20 protein-coding genes are annotated in these 21,175 nt (G+C 72.4%); 14 read left to right on the top strand and 6 right to left on the bottom strand.

What is annotated here, in order from left to right:
* Nucleotides 1–89 precede the first annotated feature (89 nt).
* The 3 genes from ABTY59_RS12630 to ABTY59_RS12620 all read left to right on the top strand — a co-directional run bounded on the left by ABTY59_RS12630 (nt 90) and on the right by ABTY59_RS12620 (nt 4,728).
* Nucleotides 90–713, top strand: a complete 624-nt coding sequence (locus ABTY59_RS12630) for a GntR family transcriptional regulator (RefSeq protein ID WP_123451562.1) — start codon at nt 90–92, stop codon at nt 711–713.
* 303 nt (nt 714–1,016) lie between these two features.
* A complete protein-coding gene (aceE, locus tag ABTY59_RS12625; RefSeq protein WP_352018915.1) occupies nt 1,017–3,722 on the top strand; it encodes a pyruvate dehydrogenase (acetyl-transferring), homodimeric type in 2,706 nt (901 codons plus the stop codon).
* 43 nt (nt 3,723–3,765) lie between these two features.
* Nucleotides 3,766–4,728: a helix-turn-helix transcriptional regulator gene (locus ABTY59_RS12620; protein WP_352018914.1), complete on the top strand. Its 963-nt coding sequence runs from the start codon at nt 3,766–3,768 to the stop codon at nt 4,726–4,728.
* 82 nt (nt 4,729–4,810) lie between these two features.
* Here ABTY59_RS12620 and ABTY59_RS12615 read toward each other — a convergent pair whose 3' ends face one another.
* Nucleotides 4,811–5,731: an SDR family oxidoreductase gene (locus ABTY59_RS12615; RefSeq protein ID WP_352018913.1), complete on the bottom strand. Its 921-nt coding sequence runs from the start codon at nt 5,729–5,731 to the stop codon at nt 4,811–4,813.
* 99 nt (nt 5,732–5,830) lie between these two features.
* On the opposite strand from ABTY59_RS12615, the gene ABTY59_RS12610 reads away from it, so the two are divergent.
* Nucleotides 5,831–6,352: a DUF4240 domain-containing protein gene (locus ABTY59_RS12610; protein WP_352019208.1), complete on the top strand. Its 522-nt coding sequence runs from the start codon at nt 5,831–5,833 to the stop codon at nt 6,350–6,352.
* A gap of 49 nt (nt 6,353–6,401) precedes the next feature.
* Here ABTY59_RS12610 and ABTY59_RS12605 read toward each other — a convergent pair whose 3' ends face one another.
* Nucleotides 6,402–7,235, bottom strand: coding sequence for an SDR family NAD(P)-dependent oxidoreductase (locus tag ABTY59_RS12605; RefSeq protein ID WP_352018912.1), 834 nt, complete (start codon nt 7,233–7,235; stop codon nt 6,402–6,404).
* On the bottom strand, nt 7,235–8,029 hold the full coding sequence (locus ABTY59_RS12600) for an SDR family NAD(P)-dependent oxidoreductase (protein ID WP_352018911.1): 795 nt from the start codon (nt 8,027–8,029) through the stop codon (nt 7,235–7,237). The genes ABTY59_RS12605 and ABTY59_RS12600 overlap by 1 nt, the downstream gene beginning before the upstream one ends.
* 113 nt (nt 8,030–8,142) lie before the next feature.
* Here ABTY59_RS12600 and ABTY59_RS12595 point away from each other — a divergent pair, with 113 nt between their 5' ends.
* Nucleotides 8,143–8,805, top strand: coding sequence for a TetR/AcrR family transcriptional regulator (locus tag ABTY59_RS12595; protein WP_352018910.1), 663 nt, complete (start codon nt 8,143–8,145; stop codon nt 8,803–8,805).
* On the opposite strand, the gene ABTY59_RS12590 is transcribed toward ABTY59_RS12595, so the two are convergent.
* Nucleotides 8,795–9,292 carry a GNAT family N-acetyltransferase gene (locus ABTY59_RS12590; RefSeq protein WP_352018909.1) on the bottom strand — a complete coding sequence of 166 codons (498 nt, stop codon included), beginning with the start codon at nt 9,290–9,292 and terminating at the stop codon, nt 8,795–8,797. The two genes, ABTY59_RS12595 and ABTY59_RS12590, sit on opposite strands and share 11 nt — an antisense overlap.
* A gap of 39 nt (nt 9,293–9,331) precedes the next feature.
* Between ABTY59_RS12590 and ABTY59_RS12585 the strand changes: the two genes are divergently transcribed.
* Both ABTY59_RS12585 and ABTY59_RS12580 read left to right on the top strand, forming a co-directional pair.
* Entirely contained in the window at nt 9,332–10,252 is a 921-nt protein-coding gene (locus ABTY59_RS12585) for a TIGR01777 family oxidoreductase (protein WP_352018908.1), read from the top strand.
* 269 nt (nt 10,253–10,521) lie between these two features.
* On the top strand, nt 10,522–11,883 hold the full coding sequence (locus ABTY59_RS12580; RefSeq protein ID WP_352018907.1) for an NAD(P)/FAD-dependent oxidoreductase: 1,362 nt from the start codon (nt 10,522–10,524) through the stop codon (nt 11,881–11,883).
* A 64-nt stretch (nt 11,884–11,947) separates the two neighbouring features.
* On the opposite strand, the gene ABTY59_RS12575 is transcribed toward ABTY59_RS12580, so the two are convergent.
* On the bottom strand, nt 11,948–13,417 hold the full coding sequence (locus ABTY59_RS12575) for an NsdA family TPR-like regulatory protein (RefSeq protein ID WP_352018906.1): 1,470 nt from the start codon (nt 13,415–13,417) through the stop codon (nt 11,948–11,950).
* Between the two features lie 288 nt (nt 13,418–13,705).
* On the opposite strand from ABTY59_RS12575, the gene lipB reads away from it, so the two are divergent.
* From lipB to ABTY59_RS12555, 4 genes are all read left to right on the top strand, one after another.
* Nucleotides 13,706–14,551 carry a lipoyl(octanoyl) transferase LipB gene (lipB, locus tag ABTY59_RS12570; RefSeq protein WP_352018905.1) on the top strand — a complete coding sequence of 282 codons (846 nt, stop codon included), beginning with the start codon at nt 13,706–13,708 and terminating at the stop codon, nt 14,549–14,551.
* A gap of 103 nt (nt 14,552–14,654) precedes the next feature.
* Nucleotides 14,655–15,623 carry a lipoyl synthase gene (gene lipA, locus ABTY59_RS12565; RefSeq protein ID WP_041128874.1) on the top strand — a complete coding sequence of 323 codons (969 nt, stop codon included), beginning with the start codon at nt 14,655–14,657 and terminating at the stop codon, nt 15,621–15,623.
* Nucleotides 15,624–15,897: 274 nt separating this feature from the next.
* Nucleotides 15,898–16,113 carry an SCO2195 family GlnR-regulated protein gene (locus ABTY59_RS12560; protein WP_041128875.1) on the top strand — a complete coding sequence of 72 codons (216 nt, stop codon included), beginning with the start codon at nt 15,898–15,900 and terminating at the stop codon, nt 16,111–16,113.
* A 10-nt stretch (nt 16,114–16,123) separates the two neighbouring features.
* A complete protein-coding gene (locus tag ABTY59_RS12555; RefSeq protein ID WP_352018904.1) occupies nt 16,124–16,828 on the top strand; it encodes a DUF4191 domain-containing protein in 705 nt (234 codons plus the stop codon).
* Between the two features lie 69 nt (nt 16,829–16,897).
* Here ABTY59_RS12555 and ABTY59_RS12550 read toward each other — a convergent pair whose 3' ends face one another.
* Nucleotides 16,898–17,365, bottom strand: coding sequence for an RDD family protein (locus ABTY59_RS12550; RefSeq protein ID WP_352018903.1), 468 nt, complete (start codon nt 17,363–17,365; stop codon nt 16,898–16,900).
* 221 nt (nt 17,366–17,586) lie between these two features.
* On the opposite strand from ABTY59_RS12550, the gene glnA reads away from it, so the two are divergent.
* The 3 genes from glnA (at nt 17,587) to ABTY59_RS12535 (ending at nt 21,156) form a co-directional block, all read left to right on the top strand.
* Complete coding sequence (gene glnA / locus ABTY59_RS12545; RefSeq protein WP_352018902.1) at nt 17,587–19,011, top strand: type I glutamate--ammonia ligase; 1,425 nt, start codon at nt 17,587–17,589, stop codon at nt 19,009–19,011.
* 229 nt (nt 19,012–19,240) lie between these two features.
* Nucleotides 19,241–19,966: a cyclodityrosine synthase gene (locus ABTY59_RS12540; RefSeq protein ID WP_352018901.1), complete on the top strand. Its 726-nt coding sequence runs from the start codon at nt 19,241–19,243 to the stop codon at nt 19,964–19,966.
* Complete coding sequence (locus ABTY59_RS12535; RefSeq protein ID WP_352018900.1) at nt 19,963–21,156, top strand: cytochrome P450; 1,194 nt, start codon at nt 19,963–19,965, stop codon at nt 21,154–21,156. The genes ABTY59_RS12540 and ABTY59_RS12535 overlap by 4 nt, the downstream gene beginning before the upstream one ends.
* Nucleotides 21,157–21,175: the final 19 nt, after the last annotated feature.

Here is a 21,175-nt window from a genome sequence, read left to right as displayed (position 1 = left end):
CTCACCTGCGGCGCCCCCGTCCGGAAGTGTTTCCGGACGGGGGCGCCGCCGTATTGTCTAAGGGTCAACACTCCCCGAGGAGCCGCTTCATGACCGTCCCCGTCGTCCACTCGCTGCGCGAGCAGATCCGCGAGCACATCGTGGAGGGGATCGTCAGCGGCCGCTGGAAGCCGGGCGAGCGCATCGTGGAGCGCCGGATCGCGACCGAGCTGGAGGTCTCCCAGACCCCCGTCCGCGAGGCGCTGCGCGAGCTGGAGTCGCTGCGGCTGATCGAGTCGGCGCCGAACAAGGGCGTCCGGGTGCGCAATCTCACCGCGGCCGACCTGGAGGAGAGCTACCCCGTGCGGGCCGGTCTGGAGCAGATCGCGGCCGAGCTGGCGGCCGGGCGGCTCGCGGCGGACTGCTCGACCCTGGAGCCGCACGTGGCGGCCCTGTACGAGGCGGACGCGGCCTCGGACGGCACGGCGCAGGTGCGGCACACGGTGGCCTTCCACCGGGAGCTGGTGAAGGCGGCGGGGAACGGCGTCCTGCTGCACACCTGGGAGACGCTGGGCATCGAGGTCTTCACGGCCCTGTCGATCCGCTGGCTGGGCACGGTCCAGAAGTCGTACGCGGAGGAGCACCAGGAGCTGGTGGAGGCCTTCCGGCGGGGTGACCCGAACATCGGTGCGCTCGTGAAGGCACATGTTCTGGGCTGCGCTCCGCGAGCCTGAGCCACAGCCGTACGCACAGTGAGCGGGTCCGTCCGGACGGCGGGCCCGCTCATTCGTGCGCGCCCACCCTCAGAGAACCGGCCTCACCTGCGAAAACAGGACAGAAAACAAGGCACCGGGTGCCCGTTTCCTTGGCACCCTGTGCCGACTTTCTCGATCTGAAGAGGTTTTCCCCTTCAACCCTTTGATCGATCATCGATCGCCGGTTTAGAGTCTTCGGCGGGCCGTCACCCGGCCCTTCGCCCTGTCCTGCCAGACAAGGCCCCCTTATCTCCACCCCCACCTGTCCGGAAGGCGGCGATCATGACCGATCCCGTAGGCAAGATTCCGAGCGAGCTCGACCAGCTCCCGGACCGTGACACCGAGGAGACCGCCGAATGGGCGGCCTCCCTGGACGCCGTCACCAAGGCCGCCGGCCCCCACCGGGCCGCCTACCTGATGCGCCGTACCCTCCAGCACGCCGAAGGCGCGGGCCTGGCCCTCCCCAAGCTCCTGGAGACGGACTACGTCAACACCATCCCCACCTCCGCCGAGCCCTCGATCTCCGCGTTCGGCGGCGACGAGGAGATGGAGCGGAAGATCACCGCGTGGAACCGCTGGAACGCGGCCGCGATGGTCACCCGCGGCTCCAAGCACGGCGTCGGTGGCCACATCGCCACCTTCGCCTCCGCGGCCTGGCTCTACGAGACGGGCTTCAACCACTTCTTCAAGGGCAAGGAAGCCGATGGTTCCGGCGACCAGCTCTACATCCAGGGCCACGCCTCCCCCGGCATCTACGCCCGCGCGTTCCTCGACGGGCGCCTGAACGAGGCCCACCTCGACAACTTCCGGCAGGAGTCCGGCGGCAACGGCCTGCCCTCCTACCCGCACCCGCGCCGCCTGCCCTGGCTGTGGGAGTTCCCCACCGTCTCCATGGGTCTGGGCCCGCTCTCCGCGATCTACCAGGCGCGCTTCAACCGCTACCTGACCAACCGCGCCATCAAGGACGTCTCCGCCTCGCACGTGTGGGCGTTCCTCGGTGACGGCGAGATGGACGAGCCCGAGTCGACCGCGGCCCTCGCCCTGGCGGCCCGTGAGGGTCTGGACAACCTGACCTTCGTCATCAACTGCAACCTGCAGCGCCTCGACGGCCCGGTCCGCGCCAACTTCAAGATCGTGCAGGAGCTGGAGGCCCAGTTCCGCGGCGCCGGCTGGAACGTCGTGAAGTCGCTGTGGGGCAACGCCTGGGACGAGCTGTTCGCGCTCGACACCACCGGCGCCCTCGTCCGCCGCCTCCGCGAGGTGCCGGACGCGCAGGTCCAGACGTACCAGACCCGCGACGCCGCCTACATCCGCCAGGACTTCTTCGGCAAGGACCCGGCGCTCGTCGCGATGGCGCAGCTGCTGAGCGACGACAAGATCCTCGAGTGCTTCCACCTCTCCCGCGGTGGCCACGAGCCGCGCAAGGTGTACGCCGCGTACAAGGCCGCCCTGGAGTTCAAGGGCGCGCCGACGGTGATCCTCGCGCAGACCGTCAAGGGCTTCACCCTGGGTGAGGGCTTCGCGTCGAAGAACGCGAACCACCAGATGAAGAAGCTCACGACGGACGAGTTCAAGAACATGCGTGACCTTCTTGAGCTGCCCATCTCGGACGCGCAGTTCGTCGACGGCCAGGTGCCCTACGGCCACCCCGGCGCCGACTCCCCCGAGGTCCGCTACCTCCAGGAGCGCCGCGCGGCGCTCGGCGGCCCCGCCCCGGCCCGCCGCACGCACCCGCTCGCCCCGCTGCCGGCCCCGGCCGACAAGGCGTTCGCCGCGTTCGACAAGGGCTCCGGCGCGCAGTCGATGGCGACGACGATGGCGTTCGTGCGACTGATCAAGGACCTGATCCGCGACAAGGAGACCGGCAAGCGCTGGGTCCCGATCGTTCCGGACGAGGCCCGTACCTTCGGTATGGAGTCGCTGTTCCCGTCGCTCGGCATCTACTCGCCGAAGGGCCAGACGTACGAGCCGGTCGACCGCGACCAGCTGATGTACTACAAGGAGGCCGTCAACGGCCAGATCCTGAACGAGGGCATCACCGAGGCCGGCTCGATGGCCGACTTCATCGCCGCGTCCACCGCGTACTCCACGCACGGTGAGGCGATGATCCCCTTCTACATCTTCTACTCGATGTTCGGCTGGCAGCGGACCGCCGACCAGATGTGGCAGCTCGGCGACCAGCTCGGCCGCGGCTTCCTCGTCGGCGCGACCGCCGGCCGCACGACCCTGACGGGCGAGGGCCTCCAGCACGCCGACGGCCACTCGCCAGTGATCGCGGCCACCAACCCGGCCGCCCTGACGTACGACCCGGCGTTCGCCTACGAGGTCGCGGTCATCGTCAAGGAGGGTCTGCGCCGGATGTACGGCGAGGCCGCCGAGGGCGAGGACCAGAACGTCTTCTACTACCTGACGGTCTACAACGAGCCGATGCCGCAGCCGGCGAAGCCGTCCGGCATCGACGAGGGCATCGTCAAGGGCCTCTACCGCTTCAACACGGCGGAGTCGGCGGGCCTCGACCTGCCGGCGAACGCCTCGCGGATCCAGCTGCTCTCCTCCGGCACGGCCATCCACTGGGCCCTGGAGGCGCAGAAGCTGCTCGCCGCCGAGTGGGGCGTGGGCGCCGACGTGTGGTCCGCGACCTCGTGGACCGAGCTGCGCCGCGACGCGCTGGAGGCCGACGCGGCCCTCCTGCGCGGCGAGGAGCAGGTGCCGTACGTCCGCAAGGCCCTGGAGGGCGTCGACTCCCCGGTCCTCGCGGTCTCCGACTACATGCGCCAGGTCCCGGACCAGATCGCGCAGTGGATCGAGCAGGACTACACCTCGCTGGGCGCCGACGGCTTCGGCCTCTCGGACACCCGCGACGCGGCCCGCCGCCACTTCGGCGTCGACGCCCAGTCGATCGTCGTCGCGGCCCTGGCCCAGCTGGCCCGCCGTGGCGAGGTCCCGGCGTCGGCCGTGAAGGAGGCGCGCGAGCGCTACGGCCTGTAAGGGTCCTTGCTCCACCGAGGCGGGCGGCACGCATGATGGGTTCATGCGTGCCGCCCGCCTCATCAAGTTGGTCCTGTTGCTCCAGTCGCGTCCCTCGATGACGGCGGCCGAACTGGCCGCGGAGCTGGAGGTGTCCGAGCGGACGATCACCCGGGACGCGCTCGCCCTCTCGGAGGCCGGGGTCCCGGTGTACGCGGAGCGGGGCAGGGCCGGCGGCTACCGGCTCGTCGGCGGGTACCGCACGCGGCTCACGGGGCTCGCGCGGGGCGAGGCGGAGGCGCTGTTCCTGTCGGGGCTCCCGGGCGCGCTGCGCGAGATGGGTCTGGAGGACGCGGCCTCGGCGGCCCGGCTGAAGGTCTCGGCGGCGCTGCTGCCCTCGCTGCGGGACGCTTCCGAGTCGGCGGCGCGGCGCTTCCACCTGGACGCGCCGGGCTGGTACCAGGAGCCGGAGACGCCGGAGCTGCTCGCCGCGGTGGCGGAGGCGGTCTGGGACGACCGGCGGCTCTCGGCCCGGTACCGGCGCGGGGACGGCGCGGAGGTGGAGCGGGAGCTGGAGCCGTACGGCCTCGTCCTGAAGGCGGGCGTCTGGTACGTGTGCGCGCGCTCGGGCTCGACCTTCCGTACGTACCGGGTGGACCGGTTCACGGCGGCGGCCGTGGGCGGGGAGCGGTTCGACCGGGACCCGGACTTCGACCTGCCCGAGTTCTGGGCGGAGCGGTCGGCGGAGTTCGCCCGCTCCCTGCTCCGTACGGAGGTGGTCGTGCGGCTCTCGGAGGCGGGCGCCCGCCGGCTGCCGCACGTGACGGACCGCGCGGCCGCGGAGGAGGCGCTCGCGGCGGGGACCGCCGGGGGCGGCCGGGTGCGGGTGGTCCTGCGGGTGGAGAGCGAGGAGGTCGCGCTCGGTCAGCTGCTGGGGCTCGGCCCGGAGGTGGAGGTCCTCGCCCCGGCCGCGCTCCGCGAGCGGTTCGCGGAGGCGGCCCGGGCGATGGCGGAGCTCTACGGGTAGGGCCGTGCCGTACGGCCCGCCGGCGACGCCGGTAGGACCGTGTACGGCCTGCCGGCGACGCCGGAGGACCCTGCCGTACGGCCTACCGGTAGTCGGCGACGTCCGGGGTGCCCGTCTCGCCCGCCACGATGAAGCCCCACGCGTCCGGCCGGGAGCCGTCGGCGTCCGTGAAGCCGTACTCCTTCGCCAGCTCGCCGCTGGAGAGGGACCGGCCGGTCCAGCGGTGCCGGTCGGGGTCGGCGGCGAGCGCGGCGACGGCCCGGCCGACGTAGACCGGCGACTCGGAGACGCCGAAGTCGGGGGTCTTCTCCGTGGCGTCGCGCCAGTTCTCCTCGGTGACGCCGAAGGCGGTGAGCATCTGCTCCGACCGCATCCAGCCGGGGGTCACGGCGACGGCGGTGCCGCCGTGCTCCTCCAGCTCCTTCGCGAGGCCGAAGGCCATCCGGATGGGGGCGTTCTTCGTGAGGTCGTAGAAGAGGTTCTCGCGGAAGCGGGTGGCGTTGTACGCGGCGGTGCCGTCGGTGACCTCGACGACGAGGCCACCGGGGTTGCGGATCAGCAGCGGCAGCGCGAGGTGCGAGGTGATGACGTGGGTGCGTACGCCGAGTTCGAGCATCCTGAGGCCGCCGGCGAGGTCGTTCTCCCAGGTCTTCTTGCCGAAGGAGAGCAGGTGCTCGCCGCCCCAGACGTCGTTGACGAGCACGTCGAGCCGGCCGTGGTCGCGGTCGATCCGGTCGACGAGGGCCCGGACCCGGTCGGGCTCCAGGTGGTCGGTGGGGACGGCGATCCCCTCGCCGCCGGCGGCCGTCACCAGTTCGGCGGTCTCCTCGATGGTCTCGGTGGCGCGGCCGACCTCGCTGAGCTTCTCGCGGGTGGTGCGGCCCGTGACGTACACGGTGGCGCCGGCGGCACCGAGCTGGACGGCGATGGCCCGTCCGGCGCCCCGGGTGGCCCCGGCGACCAGGCAGATCCGTCCGTGCAGGGGTGTGGTCTCAGTCGTCATGGACCTCAGGCTGACAGGAAAGCCCGCCATCTTCTGTCCGGATTCATTTCGGGCTTTCCGGGTGCGTCGGACTCCGCGAGCCACGATGCTGGTCCCGTGATGGACGAGACCGAGTTCTGGGAGCTGATCGACGCCACCCGCGAGGAAGCCGAGGGCGACCCCGAGGAGCAGGCGGATCTGCTCGTGGAGCGGCTGACCCGGCTTGACCCCGACTCGGTGCTCGACTACGCGCGCCACTTCGAGGCCCGTTTCAACCGCGCGTACCTCTGGGAGCTGTGGGGTGCGGCGGCGGTGCTCTTCGACGGGGCGGGCGAGGAGACCTTCGACTCGTTCCGCTGCTGGCTCATCGGCCAGGGCCGGGAGGTGTACGAGGGGGGCGTGCACGATCCGGACGCGCTGGCGGAGCTGCTCGGCGACTTCGACGTGGAGATCGACGGGGACGGCGAGGAGATCGGCTTCGCGGCGGACGAGGCGTACGAGGCGCTGACCGGCGCCGAGACCCCGGACCTGGGCATTCCGATGCCGGGCGGGGAGCCGCTGGGCGCGCCGTTCGACCTGGAGGACGACGACGTGCTCGCGGCCCGTTTCCCCCGGCTGTGGGAGCGCTTCGGGACGGCGTAGGGCGGCCCGGGGCCGCGGACGGAGGGATCCGCGGGCCCGGGCCGGTGGCTCAGCCCGACGGGAGCCGGGGGTTCTCGCGCGCGAGGATCATGTCCGTGCGCGGCTGGAGCGCCGGGAAGAGCTGCTCGGGCTGGGGGATCGCCCAGTACCTGCCCTCCGCGACCATCTCGAAGACCCTCTCGGCGTGCTCCTCGGGCGTGAGTCCGTGCTCGTCGGCCATCTCCTGCAGCTGGTCGTTGAAGGCGGCGATCTCCGGCGGGGCGGTCTCTCCGGGCCTGGCGGCCTTGAAGATCTCGCTCCTGACCGAGCCGGGCGTCACGACGGACACCTGGACGGGTGCGCCCTTCATCAGCATCTCGTAGTGCAGCGACTCGGTGAGGGCGAGCGTGCCGAACTTGGTGACGCTGTACGGGGCCATCAGCGGGCTCGGGAGCATGCCGCCGATCGAGGAGACGTTGACGACCCAGGCCTTCTCGCCGCGTTCCAGCATGCGGGGGACGAAGGCCCGGATGCCGTTGACGTATCCGCCGATGTTGACGCGGAGCATCGCGTCCCAGCGCTCGGCGGGGATCTCCCAGGAGTAGCCCATGGTCATGATCCCGGCGTTGTTGACCAGCAGGTCGACGACGCCGAACCGGGCGTACGCGGTGTCGGCGAGGGCCTCGACGGAGGCCGGGTCGGCGACGTCGGTGACCACCGTCTCCACCTCGGCGCCGTCGGCCCGCAGCTCCTCGGCGAAGGCGGCGAGCCGGTCGGCGGCGATGTCGGCGAGGACCAGCTTCATGCCGAGTCCCGCCGCGTGCCGGGCGAGGCCGGCGCCGATGCCGGAGGAGGCGCCGGTGATGACGGCGGTACGGCCGTGGAAGACCTCGGCGGCGGTCATCAGAAGTGGGTTCCGCCGTCGATGCGGACCTCGGTGCCGGTGATGAACCGGCCGTCGTCCGAGGCGAGCATCGCGACGACGCCCGCGACCGTCTCGGGACCGGCGAAGCCCTGGCCGAGGGCGGGGGCGAGCTTCATGAAGAGGGAGAGGTCGGCGTCCTCGGGGAGGCCGGGGCCGACGCTCTGGCGGCTGGCGCCGGTGCCGTCGGTCATGCCGGAGGAGATGGAGCCGGGCTGGACGGCGGTGAAGCGGATGCCCTGCTTGGCGTACTCGGCGGCGAGCGCGTGGGTCATGGACTGGATGCCGCCCTTGCTGGCCGCGTACGCGGCCATGTAGGGGTGGGCGAAGAGCGCGGAGGTGGAGGAGAAGTTCACGACGGCGGAGCCGTCGCCCTCCAGGAGGGCGGGAATCGCCTCGCGGATCATGAGGAAGGTGCCGGTGAGGTTGATCCGGATCACCTGCTCGAAGGAGTCGAGGCTCGTCTCGTGGGTGTGCGAGGAGCGCAGGATGCCGGCCGCGTTGACCAGGACGTCCAGGCCGCCGAGGGCCTCGACGGCGGCGGCGACCCCGGCCCGTACGGAGGCCTCGTCGGCGACGTTCACGACGACGGTGGTGAGGCGGTCGGCGGCGTCGCCGGCCTTGGCGACGGTGTCCTTCAGGCCGTCCTCGCTGATGTCGGCGGCGACGACCCGGCCGCCCTCGGCGAGCATGCGCAGGACGGTGGCCTGGCCGATGCCGGACCCGCCGCCGGTGATGAGGGCGCGGCGTCCTTCGTAGCGGCTCAGCTGGTTCATGTCGACAACCTCTCGATGTCAAGCTTTCCGGGGATTGATGCCACCGTACGCCCGAGTGGCACGTTTTGCCACACCTGCACGTCGTGCATCTTCGGCAGGCGTACGCTTCGGGGGTGAGCACCAAGCCCGAGGCCGCCGCGCCCCCCGCCCCCTCGCTGACGGAGCGCCGCAAGGCCGCCACCCAGCTGGACATCGCCCGCGCCGCCGCCGAGCTCTTCACCGAGCGCGGCCCCGACGGCACCACGGCCGAGGAGATCGCCCAGCGCGCCGGAGTCGCCCTGCGCACCTTCTACCGCTACTTCCGCTCCAAGCAGGACGCCGTCGCCCCGCTCCTCGCGGGCGGCGCCGACCGCTGGCGCGAACGGCTCGCCGCGACGGGACCCGGCGCGGGCGTGCCCGAGGCCCTGGAGCGCTCCATCGCCACCTCGCTCACCCCGAACACCCCGGCGGAGGAGGAGGGCCTGCGCTGGACGCGCGGGCTGCTGCGGGCCGCCGCCGAGGACCCCGCCCTCCGGGCCGTCTGGTACCGGGTCAACCAGGAGTCCGAGGAGCGGCTGCGCGAGGTCGTCGCCGGGCTCGCGGGCCCGGACGCCGACGCGCTGGAGGTACGGCTCGCGGCGGCGGCGGCCACCGACGCCATCCGGATCGCCCTGGAGACCTGGGCCGAGACGGACGCCCCGGAGCACGGCGAGGGGGCCCCGGCCGCCCTCGCGGTCCGCTGCCTGCGCGAACTGATGGGCGGGATGCGGCTGCTGAACCCGGGCGTCAGGGACTGAGCGTCCGGCCCATGAGGACGTCGTCCACGTACGCCCCCGCCAGGAACAGCTCCCCCGGCAGCACGCCCTCGACCGCGAAGCCCTCCGAGACGTAGAGCGCGCGGGCCGGCGCGTTGTGCCCGAGGACCCGCAGCGTGATCCGCACGGCCCCCTCCTCCCGCGCCCGGTCCATCGCGGCCCGCAGCAGCGCCCGGGCGACACCCGCGCCCCGGGCGGACGCGGCGACCGCGAGGCCCTGGATCTGACGGACGTGGGCGGTGGCGGCGAGCGGCGTCGGCGGCACCACCCGGACGTAGCCGACGACCGCCCCGCCGCGCACCGCCACCAGATAGTCCCCGGGACGGTGGCGCTCGTCGAAGAAGGGCGCGTCCGGCGCCGGCGGCGGCAGCACGGCGTGGAGCGTCGACCAGGTGCTCCGGTCCAGCTCCGCGAGCGCGGCGCCGTCGTCCTGCGCGGCGGTACGTATCAGCGTCTCCGGCACGATCATGACGGCCACTGTGCCACGCACCCGGGCGGGGAGGGCAGGATGGGGACCATGCAGCGTTCCGCGATCCGCAAGCGTGTCGCCGTCACCGGCGCCTCCGGCCTCATCGGCTCGGCCCTGGTCCGCTCCCTGCGCGCCGACGGCCACGACGTCCTCCGCCTCGTCCGCCGCCCCGCCCGCACCGCCGACGAGGTCGAATGGGACCCCAGGCGGCTGTACGTGGACGCCGCCGGGCTCGTCGGCGTCGACGCCGTCGTGCACCTGGCGGGCGCGGGCGTCGGCGAGCGCCGCTGGAACGAGGCGTACAAGAAGGAGATCCGGGACAGCCGGGTCCTCGGCACGACCGCCGTCTCCCAGGCGCTCGCCTCGCTCGCCGACCCGCCGGAGACGCTCGTCTGCGGCACGGCGCTCGGCTGGTACGGGGACACCGGCACGCGCGCGGTGGACGAGAGCGCCCCCGCCGGGACCGGCTTCCTGCCCTCGGTCTGCGTGGAGTGGGAGGCCGCGGCCGCCCCCGCCGAGGAGGCCGGCATCCGGGTCACCTACGCCCGCACCGGTCTGGTCGTGGCCCGCGAGGGCGGCGCCTGGGGCCGCCTCTTCCCCGTCTTCCGCGCCGGGGTCGGCGGACGGATGGGCGACGGCCGCCAGTACTGGTCGTACATCTCCCTGCACGACGAGGTGGCCGCCCTGCGTCATCTCATCGACACCCCCGCCCTCTCCGGCCCGGTGAACCTGACGGCCCCCGAGCCGGTCACCAACCGCGAGGTGACGGCGGCGATGGGCCGGGTGCTGCGCCGCCCGACCCTCCTCACCGTCCCGGCGCCCGCCCTGAAGGCCGTCCTCGGCGACTTCGCCCAGGACGTGCTGGGCAGTCAGCGGGTGCTGCCGGGGCGCCTGTTGGAGACCGGCTTCGACTTCGCCTTCCCGACGATCGACGACTCGATCCGGGCGGCCCTGCGCTGAGCCCCCCTCCCCAGGGCGGTGCGCTCCCCCGTGCTGCGTGAACCCCGCCGCGCGCGGGCCGACTTCCGCGGCGGCGCTGCCTAGGCTCGATGCCCACCGTTCGCCGACGACCGTTCGGCGGCGACCGTTCGGCGGCGACCGTACGACCACGACGGTTCGCCGCCGACCGTTCGCGACCACTGTTCGAAACGAACGCGAACGCGGGCATTCCGGAGGCCTGTTGGGGGCATAACGGCTCCCACCGGCGGCGCCTACCTGGGGAGGGGCACGTGCTCAGTACCGCAACCAGCGCACAGCACAGGGACGTCGTGGAGGCCGTCGACGTCGTGATCGTAGGAGCCGGGACGGCGGGGCTCGCGGCCGCGCACCGGCTGACCGGAGCGGGGCTCGCCGTCGCCGTCGTCGAGGCGGAGCCGCAGGTCGGCGGACGGCTGGGCACCGACCTCGTCGACGGCTTCCTGCTCGACCGGGTGGGCCCGCTGCTCACCCTCTCGCCCGAGGAACTGCGGACCACCCCCGGCCTCGACGGCCTGGAACTCCGCCCCTTCACCCCCGGGGTGCTCGTGCACAGCGACGGGCGGTACGCGCGGTGGGGGGTCCCGCACCCGCGCCGGACCTCCGGACACCGGAGCGGCGGAGTCCACCGGGGCGTGGGGGGAGCGTTCAGCATGGCGCGCGCCCTCGCGAGCGCCCCCCGGAATCCGGCCGCCTCGCTCGACCAGGCACGCCTCGGTGCCTCGCTCGTACGGCTCGCCGCGACGCCGACGCAGCGGCTGCTCGCGCGCCCCGAACGGACCGCCCGGGAGGCCCTCACCGCGAGGCTCCCCGCCCGGACCGTGCAGGGCGTGCTGCGGCCGCTGCTCGCCGCGCTCCTCGCCGACCCGGACCTCGGCATGTCGAGCCGTCAGGCGGACCTGGCGCTGCGGGCCTTCGCCCGGGGGCGGCCGGCCGTCCCCGAGGGCGGTTCGGCGGCGCTCCCCGAGCGGCTCGCCGCCGCGCTGCCGCCGGGAACGGTCCGCACCGGCGTCCGGGTCACCGACGTGTCGGTCTCCCGGGTCACCACCGCCGAACACGGCGTGATCGGCTGCCGCTCCGTGCTCCTGGCCACGGGGGCGCGCACGGCGGCGGAGCTGCTGCCCGGGCTGCGGGTCCCCGGCTTCCACCCGGTCACGGTCCTCCACCACACGGCGCCCGTGGCGCCCGTGCCGGACCCCACGCTCCTCCTGGAGTCCGACCCCGGCGGGCCCGTCGCCCACACGGCGGTGATGAGCGCGGTCGACCCGACCCGGGCCCCGGCCGGGCGGTCCCTCGTCACCTCCACCGTCCTCGGGACCCCTCCGGACGACACGGAACGGCGGGTCCGCAAGCACCTGGCCACCCTGTACGGCACGTCCACGGACGACTGGGAGCTCCTGGCCCTCCACCACACCCGGGACGCGGTCCCGGCGATGCCGCCGCCGCACGACGCGGAGCGGCCGGTCCGGCTGCTCGCGGGGCTCTACGTGTGCGGGGACCACCGGGACGCGGGGACGGTGACGGGCGCGCTCAGGTCCGCGGAGCGGGCCGCCGGGGCCCTCCTGGCGGACCTGGGCGTCCCCCACGACCGGGCCCGCCCGAACGCGGCGGCCTGACCCCGCCGTCCCGTCGCGCGGGTCGGGGCGCGGACGCGGCGGCGCCCCTCAGGGGCGCCGCCGGTCAGCCGAGGGCGGCCACGCGGTCGCGGTACGTGCGGGCCGCCGCCGCGTCGCGGTACGGCTCCAGGCGGCGCTCGAAGTCCCGGACGTACTCGACCGCCCGGGCCGACCGCATCTCGGAGGCCTGCTGCGCCGCCTCCGCGCCCAGCGCGCACGCCTGGTCCAGTTCGCCGAGGGCGAGGCGGGACGTCGCCAGCACCACCCGGCAGAAGAGGCGGCTGCGGGCGTATCCGGGCGCCCTGAGCTGGAGCGCGCGCTCGGCGTGCTGCGCGGCCGACCGGTACTGCTGGAGGTCCCGGTGGCAGTGCCCGAGCTCGTCGGCGAGCTGTGCCTCGTCGAAGTGCCGGGCCCAGTAGGGGACCTCGTCGCCGGGCCGGGCCGCCTCCAGGGCCCGTTCCGCGCGGACGAGCGAGGCGCTGCAGGCGCGCGCCTCGCCGAGGACCGCGTGGCCCCGTGCCTCGACGGCGTGCAGCATCGCCTGGACGACGGGCGGGGCGGCCGGGCCGACGCCCTGCTGGGCGACCCGGGCCAGCTGGACGGCCTCGCGTCCGTGGCCGAGGTAGACGGCCTGGCAGCTCATGGTGAGGAGCACGTACGAGCCGTAGGCGCGGTCCCCGGCCGCCTGGGCGAGGCGCAGCGCCTGGACGAAGTAGCGCTGGGCGAGGCCGTGGGCGGCGATGTCGTACGAGGTCCAGCCCGCGAGCCGGGTGAGGTCGGCGGCCGCGGCGAAGAGGCGGCGGCCGGTGCTCTCGCCGTAGGTGCCGCGGAGCATGGGCTCGGCCTCGTGCTCCAGGTAGCGGACGAGGGCCTGCCGGGCGTGCCCGCCGCCGTAGGCGTGGTCGAGGGTGCGGAAGAGTTCGCCGACGGAGCGGAGGGCGGCGATGTCGCCGCTGGAGACCCGCTGGCCGGGGCCCCGGTCCGTACCGCGCTGGCGGGGTACGGAGAAGCGGCCCTGGGGCGGGACCCGGGTGTCGTGCGGGGGCGCGGAGGCCCGGGGCGCTGCGGGGGCGGGCTCGCCGCGGGCGACCCGGTCGTCGGCGCGGCCGATCAGCCAGTCGCGGCTGGGGACGACGAGGCCGGCCGGGGTGAAGGCGATCTTGCGGAGCTCGGCGTGGCTGCCGGAGTCCTTGCGCCACAGGCCGCTGACGATGTCGACGGCCTCCTCGGGGGTGGCGGCGAACTCCAGGCCCGCGTAGACGGGCGCGCAGGCGTCGAGGCCGAGGTCCTGGGCGGAGAGGCGGCGGCCGAGGCGGCGGGTGAAGACCTCGGCGATGAGGGCGGGGGTGGTGCCGCGCGGCTGCTGACCGCGGAGCCAGCGGGTCACGGAGGTCTTGTCGTACCGCAGGTCGAGCCCGTGTTCCAGACCGAGCTGGTCGACCCGTCTGGCGAGCCCCGCGTTGGAGAACCCCGCTTCGGCGATGAGCGCGGCGAGCTGGCGGTTCGGGATGCGCTGCGGTGGTCGTTCCGTCATCAGCTGTGCGGTCTCCTGCCTTCCGGGTCCGGGCGGCAGCCCCGTCGGACCCTCATGGAACGGCGTGAATTTAGCGGTCCTCACGGCCCGTACCGCCACCTTCGCCCCACATTCATCCGATCGTGTGAGGATTGACGGCGCCGCTGACGTAGACGGCCCCGTCCACCTGCCGGAGGGGCGTCCCCGCCGCCGCCGTACAGTGGCATGGGCGCGAATGACGCATGGTGCCGTGCCGGCCCGGGATGATCCCCGGTCCCCGGACCCCGGCACCCAGGAGGAGGCATGGCCGTGAGTGAGCTGCGATTCGTCCGCCTTGGGTTCGGCGAGGAAGCCGTCGAGTACCAGGTGGCCTGGGACAAGCAGCGCGAGGTGCACGCCGCGCGGTTCGCCGACGAGACCGACGACACCTGTCTGCTCCTTGAGCACCCGCCGGTCTACACGGCCGGGCGGCGCACCCAGGAGAGCGAGCGACCGCTGGACGGGACGCCGGTGGTGGACGTCGACCGCGGCGGCAAGATCACCTGGCACGGACCCGGCCAGCTGGTCGGCTACCCGATCATGAAGCTGCCCCGCCCGGTGGACGTCGTCGCGCACGTGCGCCGCCTGGAGGAGGCCCTGATCCGCACGGCCGCCGAGTTCGGCGTGGAGACGACCCGGGTCGAGGGCCGCAGCGGGGTGTGGGTCCTGGGCGATCCGGTCGAGCAGCGGCCCTCCCTCGGCGGGCTCTCCCTGGACTTCGACCCGCGGCTGACCGACGAGGAGTTCGATCCCCGTCTGAACGGCCCCGAGTACGCCCCGTCCAACGCCGGCCAGCGCCGTGAGGACCGCAAGCTCGCGGCCATCGGCATCCGGGTCGCCAAGGGCGTCACGATGCACGGCTTCGCCCTCAACGTGAACCCGGACAACACCTGGTTCGACAAGATCATCCCGTGTGGCATCCGGGACGCCGGCGTGGCCTCCCTGGCCAATGAGCTCGGCCGGGACGTCACCATCGAGGAGGTGCTCCCGGTCGTGGAGAAGCACCTGCGGGCCGTCCTGGAGCACGCGGAGCTGAAGCCGCGGACCATCGAGCGGGCGGACGCGGGCACGGACGAGCGCGTGGAGGAGCGGGCCCCGGAGCCCGCCTCGGCCTGAGGAATGCCGGGCTCTGGCCAAGGGTTGGCCAGAGGTAGGCAAGGCATGGAAGCAACGGGCGTACCCTGGTGTGCGCCGAAGAATCGAAGCTACAGGAGCCGATGTGTCCGCAGTCGCACCCGACGGACGCAAGATGCTGCGCCTGGAGGTCCGGAACGCCCAGACCCCCATCGAGCGCAAGCCCGAGTGGATCAAGACCCGCGCGAAGATGGGGCCCGAGTACACGAAGATGCAGGGCCTCGTGAAGAGCGAGGGCCTGCACACGGTCTGCCAGGAGGCGGGCTGTCCCAACATCTTCGAGTGCTGGGAGGACCGCGAGGCGACCTTCCTCATCGGCGGTGACCAGTGCACGCGGCGCTGCGACTTCTGCCAGATCGACACGGGCAAGCCCGAGGCCCTCGACCGTGACGAGCCGCGCCGCGTGGGCGAGTCGGTCGTCACGATGGACCTGAACTACGCCACCATCACGGGCGTCGCGCGCGACGACCTGGAGGACGGCGGCGCCTGGCTGTACGCGGAGACCGTGCGCCAGATCCACCAGCAGACGGCGGACCGCGCCGACGGCCGCACCAAGGTCGAGCTGCTCGCCCCCGACTTCAACGCGGTGCCGGAGCTCCTCAAGGAGGTCTTCGACTCGCGCCCCGAGGTCTTCGCGCACAACGTCGAGACCGTCCCGCGGATCTTCAAGCGGATCCGTCCGGGCTTCCGGTACGAGCGCTCGCTGGACGTCATCACCCAGGCCCGTGACTACGGTCTGGTCACGAAGTCCAACCTGATCCTCGGCATGGGCGAGACCCGCGAGGAGATCAGCGAGGCGCTCCAGCAGCTGCACGACGCCGGCTGCGAGCTCATCACGATCACGCAGTACCTGCGCCCCTCGGTCCGGCACCACCCCGTGGAACGCTGGGTGAAGCCGCAGGAGTTCGTGGAGCTGAAGGAGGAGGCCGACGAGATCGGCTTCTCCGGTGTGATGTCGGGCCCGCTGGTGCGCTCCTCGTACCGCGCGGGCCGGCTGTACCAGCAGGCGATCGAGAAGCGCGGCGCGGTCGACAACGCCACACAGGCCGTCTGAGACACCGGTCCCGCGACCGTGTGAATCGACGCACACATAGTTACTGGTCAGTAGTGGCCGGATCCGGTGCGGTCCGTACGACCCCGCAGCTCAGCGGGGAGGTACGGGCCGCACCGTCGTTCCCCGCTCGTCCGACCGGCCGCATCAACGTTTCATCAGTGTTTGACCAGCGGGTCACGCCCTGGTAACACCGATCTGTGAGCCTGGTTTCACTCACCGCCACCACCCGCTCACACCCCACCTCGTCTCACCCGCAATCGAGGGAGGACCCCGTATGCCGGCCGCATCGACGCACGTCCGCGTCACCGCGATCCCGTCCGTCACCGACGCCCTGAAGGCCGTGGAGGCCCTGCTGCTGGGCGCAGGACAGCGCACCGCACGGCGCAACGCCTGGAACTCCGTCCTGGAGGACCGCCGCCGCGCGAAGGACCGCGTCGAGGCCCAGCACGTGATGGAGGTCGCGTCGGGCCGGGCTTCCCGGGCCACGTAAACTTCAGGACATGGCGAGGAAGGCAAACACGGGCAGCGCTGACGCTGCGAACCCCGGGCGACTGAAGCAGATCGCCCTCACGTACCAGATGACCCGGAAGGCGGACCCCAAGGTCGGTCTGGTCGTCGCGGGCGTGGGCATCGTCGTACTCGGTGTCCTCCTCGGGATCGGCTTCCTCATCGGTCATCCGGTCTACCTGGGCATCCTGGGCTTCGTCCTGGGTCTCCTGGCGGCGGCCATCGTCTTCGGACGGCGTGCCGAGCGCGCGGCCTTCGGGCAGATGGAGGGCCAGCCGGGCGCGGCCGCGGCGGTGCTGCAGAACGTCGGGCGCGGCTGGACGACGACCCCCGCGGTCGCGATGAACCGCAGCCAGGACGTCGTGCACCGCGCGGTCGGCCGGGCCGGCATCGTCCTGGTGGCCGAGGGCAACCCGAACCGGGTCAAGACCCTGCTCGCGGCCGAGAAGAAGCGGATGAGCCGCGTCGTGGTGGACGTGCCGGTGCACGACATCATCGTCGGCGACGGCGAGGGCCAGGTGCCGCTCAAGAAGATCCGTACGACCATGCTCAAGATGCCCCGCGTGCTCTCCGGCCCGCAGGTCACCGCGGCCAACGACCGGCTGCGGGCGATGGGCGACCTGATGAGCAACATGCCGCTGCCGAAGGGCCCGATGCCCAAGGGCATGCGGATGCCGCGCGGCGGAAAGACGCGCTGACCCCCCGACCTGACGGACAAGGCCCCGGACCGTGCGGTCCGGGGCCTTGTCCGTGCGTGCTCGGCGACGTCAGATGCGGACCTGGACGGCGCCCGAGAGGCGGTCGTGGAGGCCGCGGCCGTCGCGGTCCCAGATGAGGGCCGGGATCGCCAGGCAGACGAGCAGGGAGCGCAGCGCCACCCGGAACACCCCGAGGCGTCCGCCCCGCGCGGAGACGACCCGCAGGCCGAAGAGGCGCTTGCCGGGCGTCGAGCCGACGGTCCCGACCGTCAGGACGCCGAGCACGAACAGGATGACGAGCGCCCAGTTGCCCGTCGCCTGGTTGTAGCCGTCGGTGATCAAGCCGTATGCGATCAGGATGCAGAGGGCCCAGTCGACGGCGAGGGCGCCGAGGCGCCGCCCGGGGCGGGCGATCGAACCGGGACCCTCCTCGGGCAGCCCGAGCTGCTGACCGCGGTAGCCGAAGTCGACGCCTGCGTCCTCGGCCGCCGCGCGGGGGCCGGAGAGCCAAGATCCGAGTGCTTGCCTGTTGTCCACCCGACCACGGTACTGCGCCCGTTTTTGATCACTTCGGCCCGGGTACGCGTAGGGCTCCGACACGGCGCGGCGGCACCCGGCCCGGTTAACTTCGACGAAACAAACGGGTCATGCTTGAGAAATCCCGTCTGCCTATGGTCGGGTCCAGCGTGTGCCACCGCACTGGCCGCACGACCGCTGCAAACCCCGCCCCTCCCCGGGCCGGGAGTAGGAGGAGTGGGATGTCCCAGAACAACGGGTTCCAGAACGCCGACGAGGTCCAGAAGTTCATCAAGGACAACGACGTCAAGATGGTCGACGTCCGGTTCTGCGACCTTCCGGGTGTGATGCAGCACTTCACGATCCCGGCGACGGCCTTCGACCCGGCGGAGGAGCTCGCCTTCGACGGCTCGTCGATCCGCGGTTTCCAGGCCATCCACGAGTCGGACATGGCGCTCCGCGCCGACCTGTCGACGGCCCGCGTGGACCCCTTCCGCCGCGACAAGACGCTGAACATCAACTTCTTCATCCACGACCCGATCACGGGCGAGCAGTACAGCCGTGACCCGCGGAACATCGCGAAGAAGGCCGAGGCGTACCTCGCCTCCACCGGCATCGCCGACACCGCCTACTTCGGCCCCGAGGCCGAGTTCTACGTCTTCGACTCGGTGCGCTTCGAGACCTCGGCGAACCAGGGCTTCTACCACATCGACTCCGAGGCCGGCGCCTGGAACACCGGTTCGGAGGAGAACAACCGCGGCTACAAGGTCCGCTACAAGGGCGGCTACTTCCCGGCCCCGCCGGTCGACCACTTCGCCGACCTGCGCTCCGAGATCTCCCTGGAGCTGGAGAACGTCGGCCTCCAGGTCGAGCGCCAGCACCACGAGGTCGGCACCGCCGGCCAGGCCGAGATCAACTACAAGTTCAACACGCTGCTCGCCGCGGCCGACGACCTGATGCTCTTCAAGTACATCGTGAAGAACGTCGCCTGGCGCAACGGCAAGACCGCGACCTTCATGCCGAAGCCGATCTTCGGCGACAACGGCTCGGGCATGCACGTCCACCAGTCGCTGTGGTCGAACGGCGACCCGCTGTTCTACGACGAGACGGGCTACGCGGGCCTCTCGGACACCGCCCGCTACTACATCGGCGGCATCCTCAAGCACGCCCCGTCGCTGCTCGCCTTCACCAACCCGACGGTGAACTCGTACCACCGCCTGGTCCCGGGCTTCGAGGCCCCGGTCAACATGGTGTACTCGCAGCGCAACCGCTCCGCCGCCATGCGCATCCCGATCACGGGCTCGAACCCGAAGGCCAAGCGCGTCGAGTTCCGCGCGCCGGACCCGTCCTCGAACCCGTACCTCGCCTTCTCGGCGCTGCTCCTCGCGGGCCTCGACGGCATCAAGAACAAGATCGAGCCGGCGGAGCCGATCGACAAGGACCTGTACGAGCTCGCTCCCGAGGAGCACGCGAACGTCCAGCAGGTCCCGACCAACCTGGAGGCCGTGCTCCACGCCCTGGAGGACGACAACGAGTACCTCCAGGCCGGCGGCGTCTTCACCTCCGACCTGATCGAGACCTGGATCGACTACAAGCGCACCCACGAGATCGCCCCGATCCAGCTCCGCCCGCACCCGCACGAGTTCGAGCTCTACTTCGACCTCTAAGCCGTACCGCGGTTCTTTCCGAGGCCCGTCGTCCCCTTCGCGGGGGCGGCGGGCCTCGCCGTTTTCCGGCCAAGATCACAAGAATGCGAACAGCTGACGAACTATCGTCCGTACCTGCGAGTAGGGGGTTCACTCTCCGCGACCGGTCGATAGCGTGTCGTCGTCGCTGCCGCCACACCCGGAGCACAGGGCTCCGCTGGGACTAGCTGGCGCGATGAGGACTGCCTACGTGACTCAGGCGGCTTTCGCCCCTGCAGAGACGCTCCTGCTCCAGCCGTACACCGACCACTGCCGTGTCATCGCCGAAGAAGGCGCACACGTGGTCATCGGCGTCTCCCCGGGAAACAGTTATTTCACCGCCCAGCGGCTGCGCGAGCTGACGCGCTGGGGTCTGGACCACTTCGAACAGGTCGATCTCGTCTACACCGATCTGCATGTCGCCGACATGTACGAGGCGCTCGGGTACGGGCCCGACGAGGCGCGGCGGAAGGCCGTCAAGAACCTCCGGGGGGTGCGGGCGAAGGTCGGGGCCGCCGTGGCCGAGGCCGACCCCACCGGGGTGCGGGTGCGGGCCCGCGGGATGTCGGAGTTCGGCGACGTCCCCGCCTACCGCGAGCTGCACCGCACGGTGCTCGACGCCGTGGCGGCGGACCCCGTGGTGCGGGAGACCTGCGACGCGCTGACCGGCATCTTCCTGGCCGGGAAGCTGGCGCCGGGGCAGGCGACCGACGAGCGGCAGCAGGAGGTGTGCCGGGCGTACATCTGCGCCGAGGTGCCGCTGTTCCTGGACACCCCCGCGATCCTCGGGGTGCCGTCCTCGCTCAACTGCTACCACCAGGCCCTGCCGTTGGCCGATCTGCTCTACGGGCGGGGATCCGGGCTCCGGGCCTCGCGCAACCAGGGCCACGGCATCCTCACGCCCGTCGAGACGACCATGGAAGGAGACGCGCGATGAGCGTCGCCGTCACCACCCCGCCGGCCTTCCCCTTCGACTGGGACGGCACCCGGCTGCCCGCCGAGATCGACGCGCTGCGCGCCGAGCCGGTCCGCAGGGTCCGCACGATCGCCGGGGCGGAGGCCTGGCTGGTCTCCTCGTACGAGCTGTGCAGGCAGGTCCTGGAGGACCCGAGGTTCAGCCTGAAGGACACCTCGGCGCCGGGGGCGCCACGGCAGTACGCGCTGACGATCCCGCCGCACGTGGTGAACAACATGGGCAACATCACCGGGGCCGGGCTGCGCAAGGCCGTCATGAAGGCCATCAACCCGAAGGCACCCGGCCTGGAGGAGTGGCTGCGGGCCCGGGCCGGGTCCCTGGTGGACGCGCTGGTCGCCGAGGGGGCGCCCGGGGAGCTGCGGAGCGCCTACGCCGATCCGTACTCGGCGGGGCTGCACTGCCGGATGCTGGGCATCCCCGAGGAGGACGGGCCGCGGCTGCTGCGCAGCCTGGACGTGGCCTTCATGAACGCGCCCCGCGAGATCGAGGCGGCCAGGCTCCACTGGGACCGGGACATCGCCTACATGACCGAGCGCCTGGACGACCCGGCGACCGGCGGACTGCTGGCCGAGCTCGCGGCGCTGCGCGAGGACCCCGAGTACGCGCACCTGACGGACGAGATGCTGGCGACGGTGGGCGTGACGCTCTTCGGCGCCGGGGTGATCTCCACCGCCGGGTTCCTGACGATGGCGCTGGTCTCGGTGCTGACCCGGCCGGACGTCCGGGAGGCGCTCACCGCCGGCGGCGCGCACGGCGTCGCCGGGGCCATGGACGAACTGCTGCGGGTGAACCTGTCGATCGGCGACGGGCTGCCGCGGCTCGCCCTGGAGGACGTGCGGCTCGGCGACGTCGAGGTGCGGGCCGGTGAGCTCGTCCTGGTGCTCGTGGAGGCCGCGAACCACGACCCGGAGCGCTTCCCCGACCCGCTGGCCTTCCGGCCCGGCCGGGAGAACGCCGCCGAGCACCTCTCCTTCGGCGGCGGACGGCACTACTGCCCGGCGACGGCGCTCGGCAAGCGGCACGCCGAGATCGCCCTGGAGACGCTCCTCGACCGGCTGCCGGGGCTGCGGCTCGCGGTACCGGTCGAGCAGCTGGTGTGGCGCACCAACTTCATGAAGCGGCTCCCCGAACGGCTGCCGGTGGCCTGGTAGCGGACGGGGCCCCGACAAC

It is taken from the genome of Streptomyces sp. NPDC096079 (assembly GCF_040303145.1).
Taxonomy (GTDB): domain Bacteria; phylum Actinomycetota; class Actinomycetes; order Streptomycetales; family Streptomycetaceae; genus Streptomyces.
Note: the sequence above shows the minus strand (reverse complement) of the source record. Positions and strands in the feature narration are given on the sequence as shown.

What these genes read in the sequence shown, in the direction of transcription:
- ABTY59_RS12630 (WP_123451562.1), top strand. Translation starts at nt 90, where the DNA reads ATGACCGTCCCCGTCGTCCACTCGCTGCGCGAGCAGATCCGCGAGCAC.
- ABTY59_RS12590 (WP_352018909.1), bottom strand. Translation starts at nt 9,292, where the DNA reads ATGATCGTGCCGGAGACGCTGATACGTACCGCCGCGCAGGACGACGGC.
- ABTY59_RS12555 (WP_352018904.1), top strand. Translation starts at nt 16,124, where the DNA reads ATGGCGAGGAAGGCAAACACGGGCAGCGCTGACGCTGCGAACCCCGGG.
- ABTY59_RS12610 (WP_352019208.1), top strand. Translation starts at nt 5,831, where the DNA reads ATGGACGAGACCGAGTTCTGGGAGCTGATCGACGCCACCCGCGAGGAA.
- ABTY59_RS12575 (WP_352018906.1), bottom strand. Translation starts at nt 13,417, where the DNA reads ATGACGGAACGACCACCGCAGCGCATCCCGAACCGCCAGCTCGCCGCG.
- glnA (WP_352018902.1), top strand. Translation starts at nt 17,587, where the DNA reads ATGTCCCAGAACAACGGGTTCCAGAACGCCGACGAGGTCCAGAAGTTC.
- ABTY59_RS12605 (WP_352018912.1), bottom strand. Translation starts at nt 7,235, where the DNA reads ATGACCGCCGCCGAGGTCTTCCACGGCCGTACCGCCGTCATCACCGGC.
- ABTY59_RS12615 (WP_352018913.1), bottom strand. Translation starts at nt 5,731, where the DNA reads ATGACGACTGAGACCACACCCCTGCACGGACGGATCTGCCTGGTCGCC.
- ABTY59_RS12600 (WP_352018911.1), bottom strand. Translation starts at nt 8,029, where the DNA reads ATGAACCAGCTGAGCCGCTACGAAGGACGCCGCGCCCTCATCACCGGC.
- ABTY59_RS12535 (WP_352018900.1), top strand. Translation starts at nt 19,963, where the DNA reads ATGAGCGTCGCCGTCACCACCCCGCCGGCCTTCCCCTTCGACTGGGAC.
- aceE (WP_352018915.1), top strand. Translation starts at nt 1,017, where the DNA reads ATGACCGATCCCGTAGGCAAGATTCCGAGCGAGCTCGACCAGCTCCCG.
- ABTY59_RS12620 (WP_352018914.1), top strand. Translation starts at nt 3,766, where the DNA reads ATGCGTGCCGCCCGCCTCATCAAGTTGGTCCTGTTGCTCCAGTCGCGT.
- ABTY59_RS12560 (WP_041128875.1), top strand. Translation starts at nt 15,898, where the DNA reads ATGCCGGCCGCATCGACGCACGTCCGCGTCACCGCGATCCCGTCCGTC.
- ABTY59_RS12585 (WP_352018908.1), top strand. Translation starts at nt 9,332, where the DNA reads ATGGGGACCATGCAGCGTTCCGCGATCCGCAAGCGTGTCGCCGTCACC.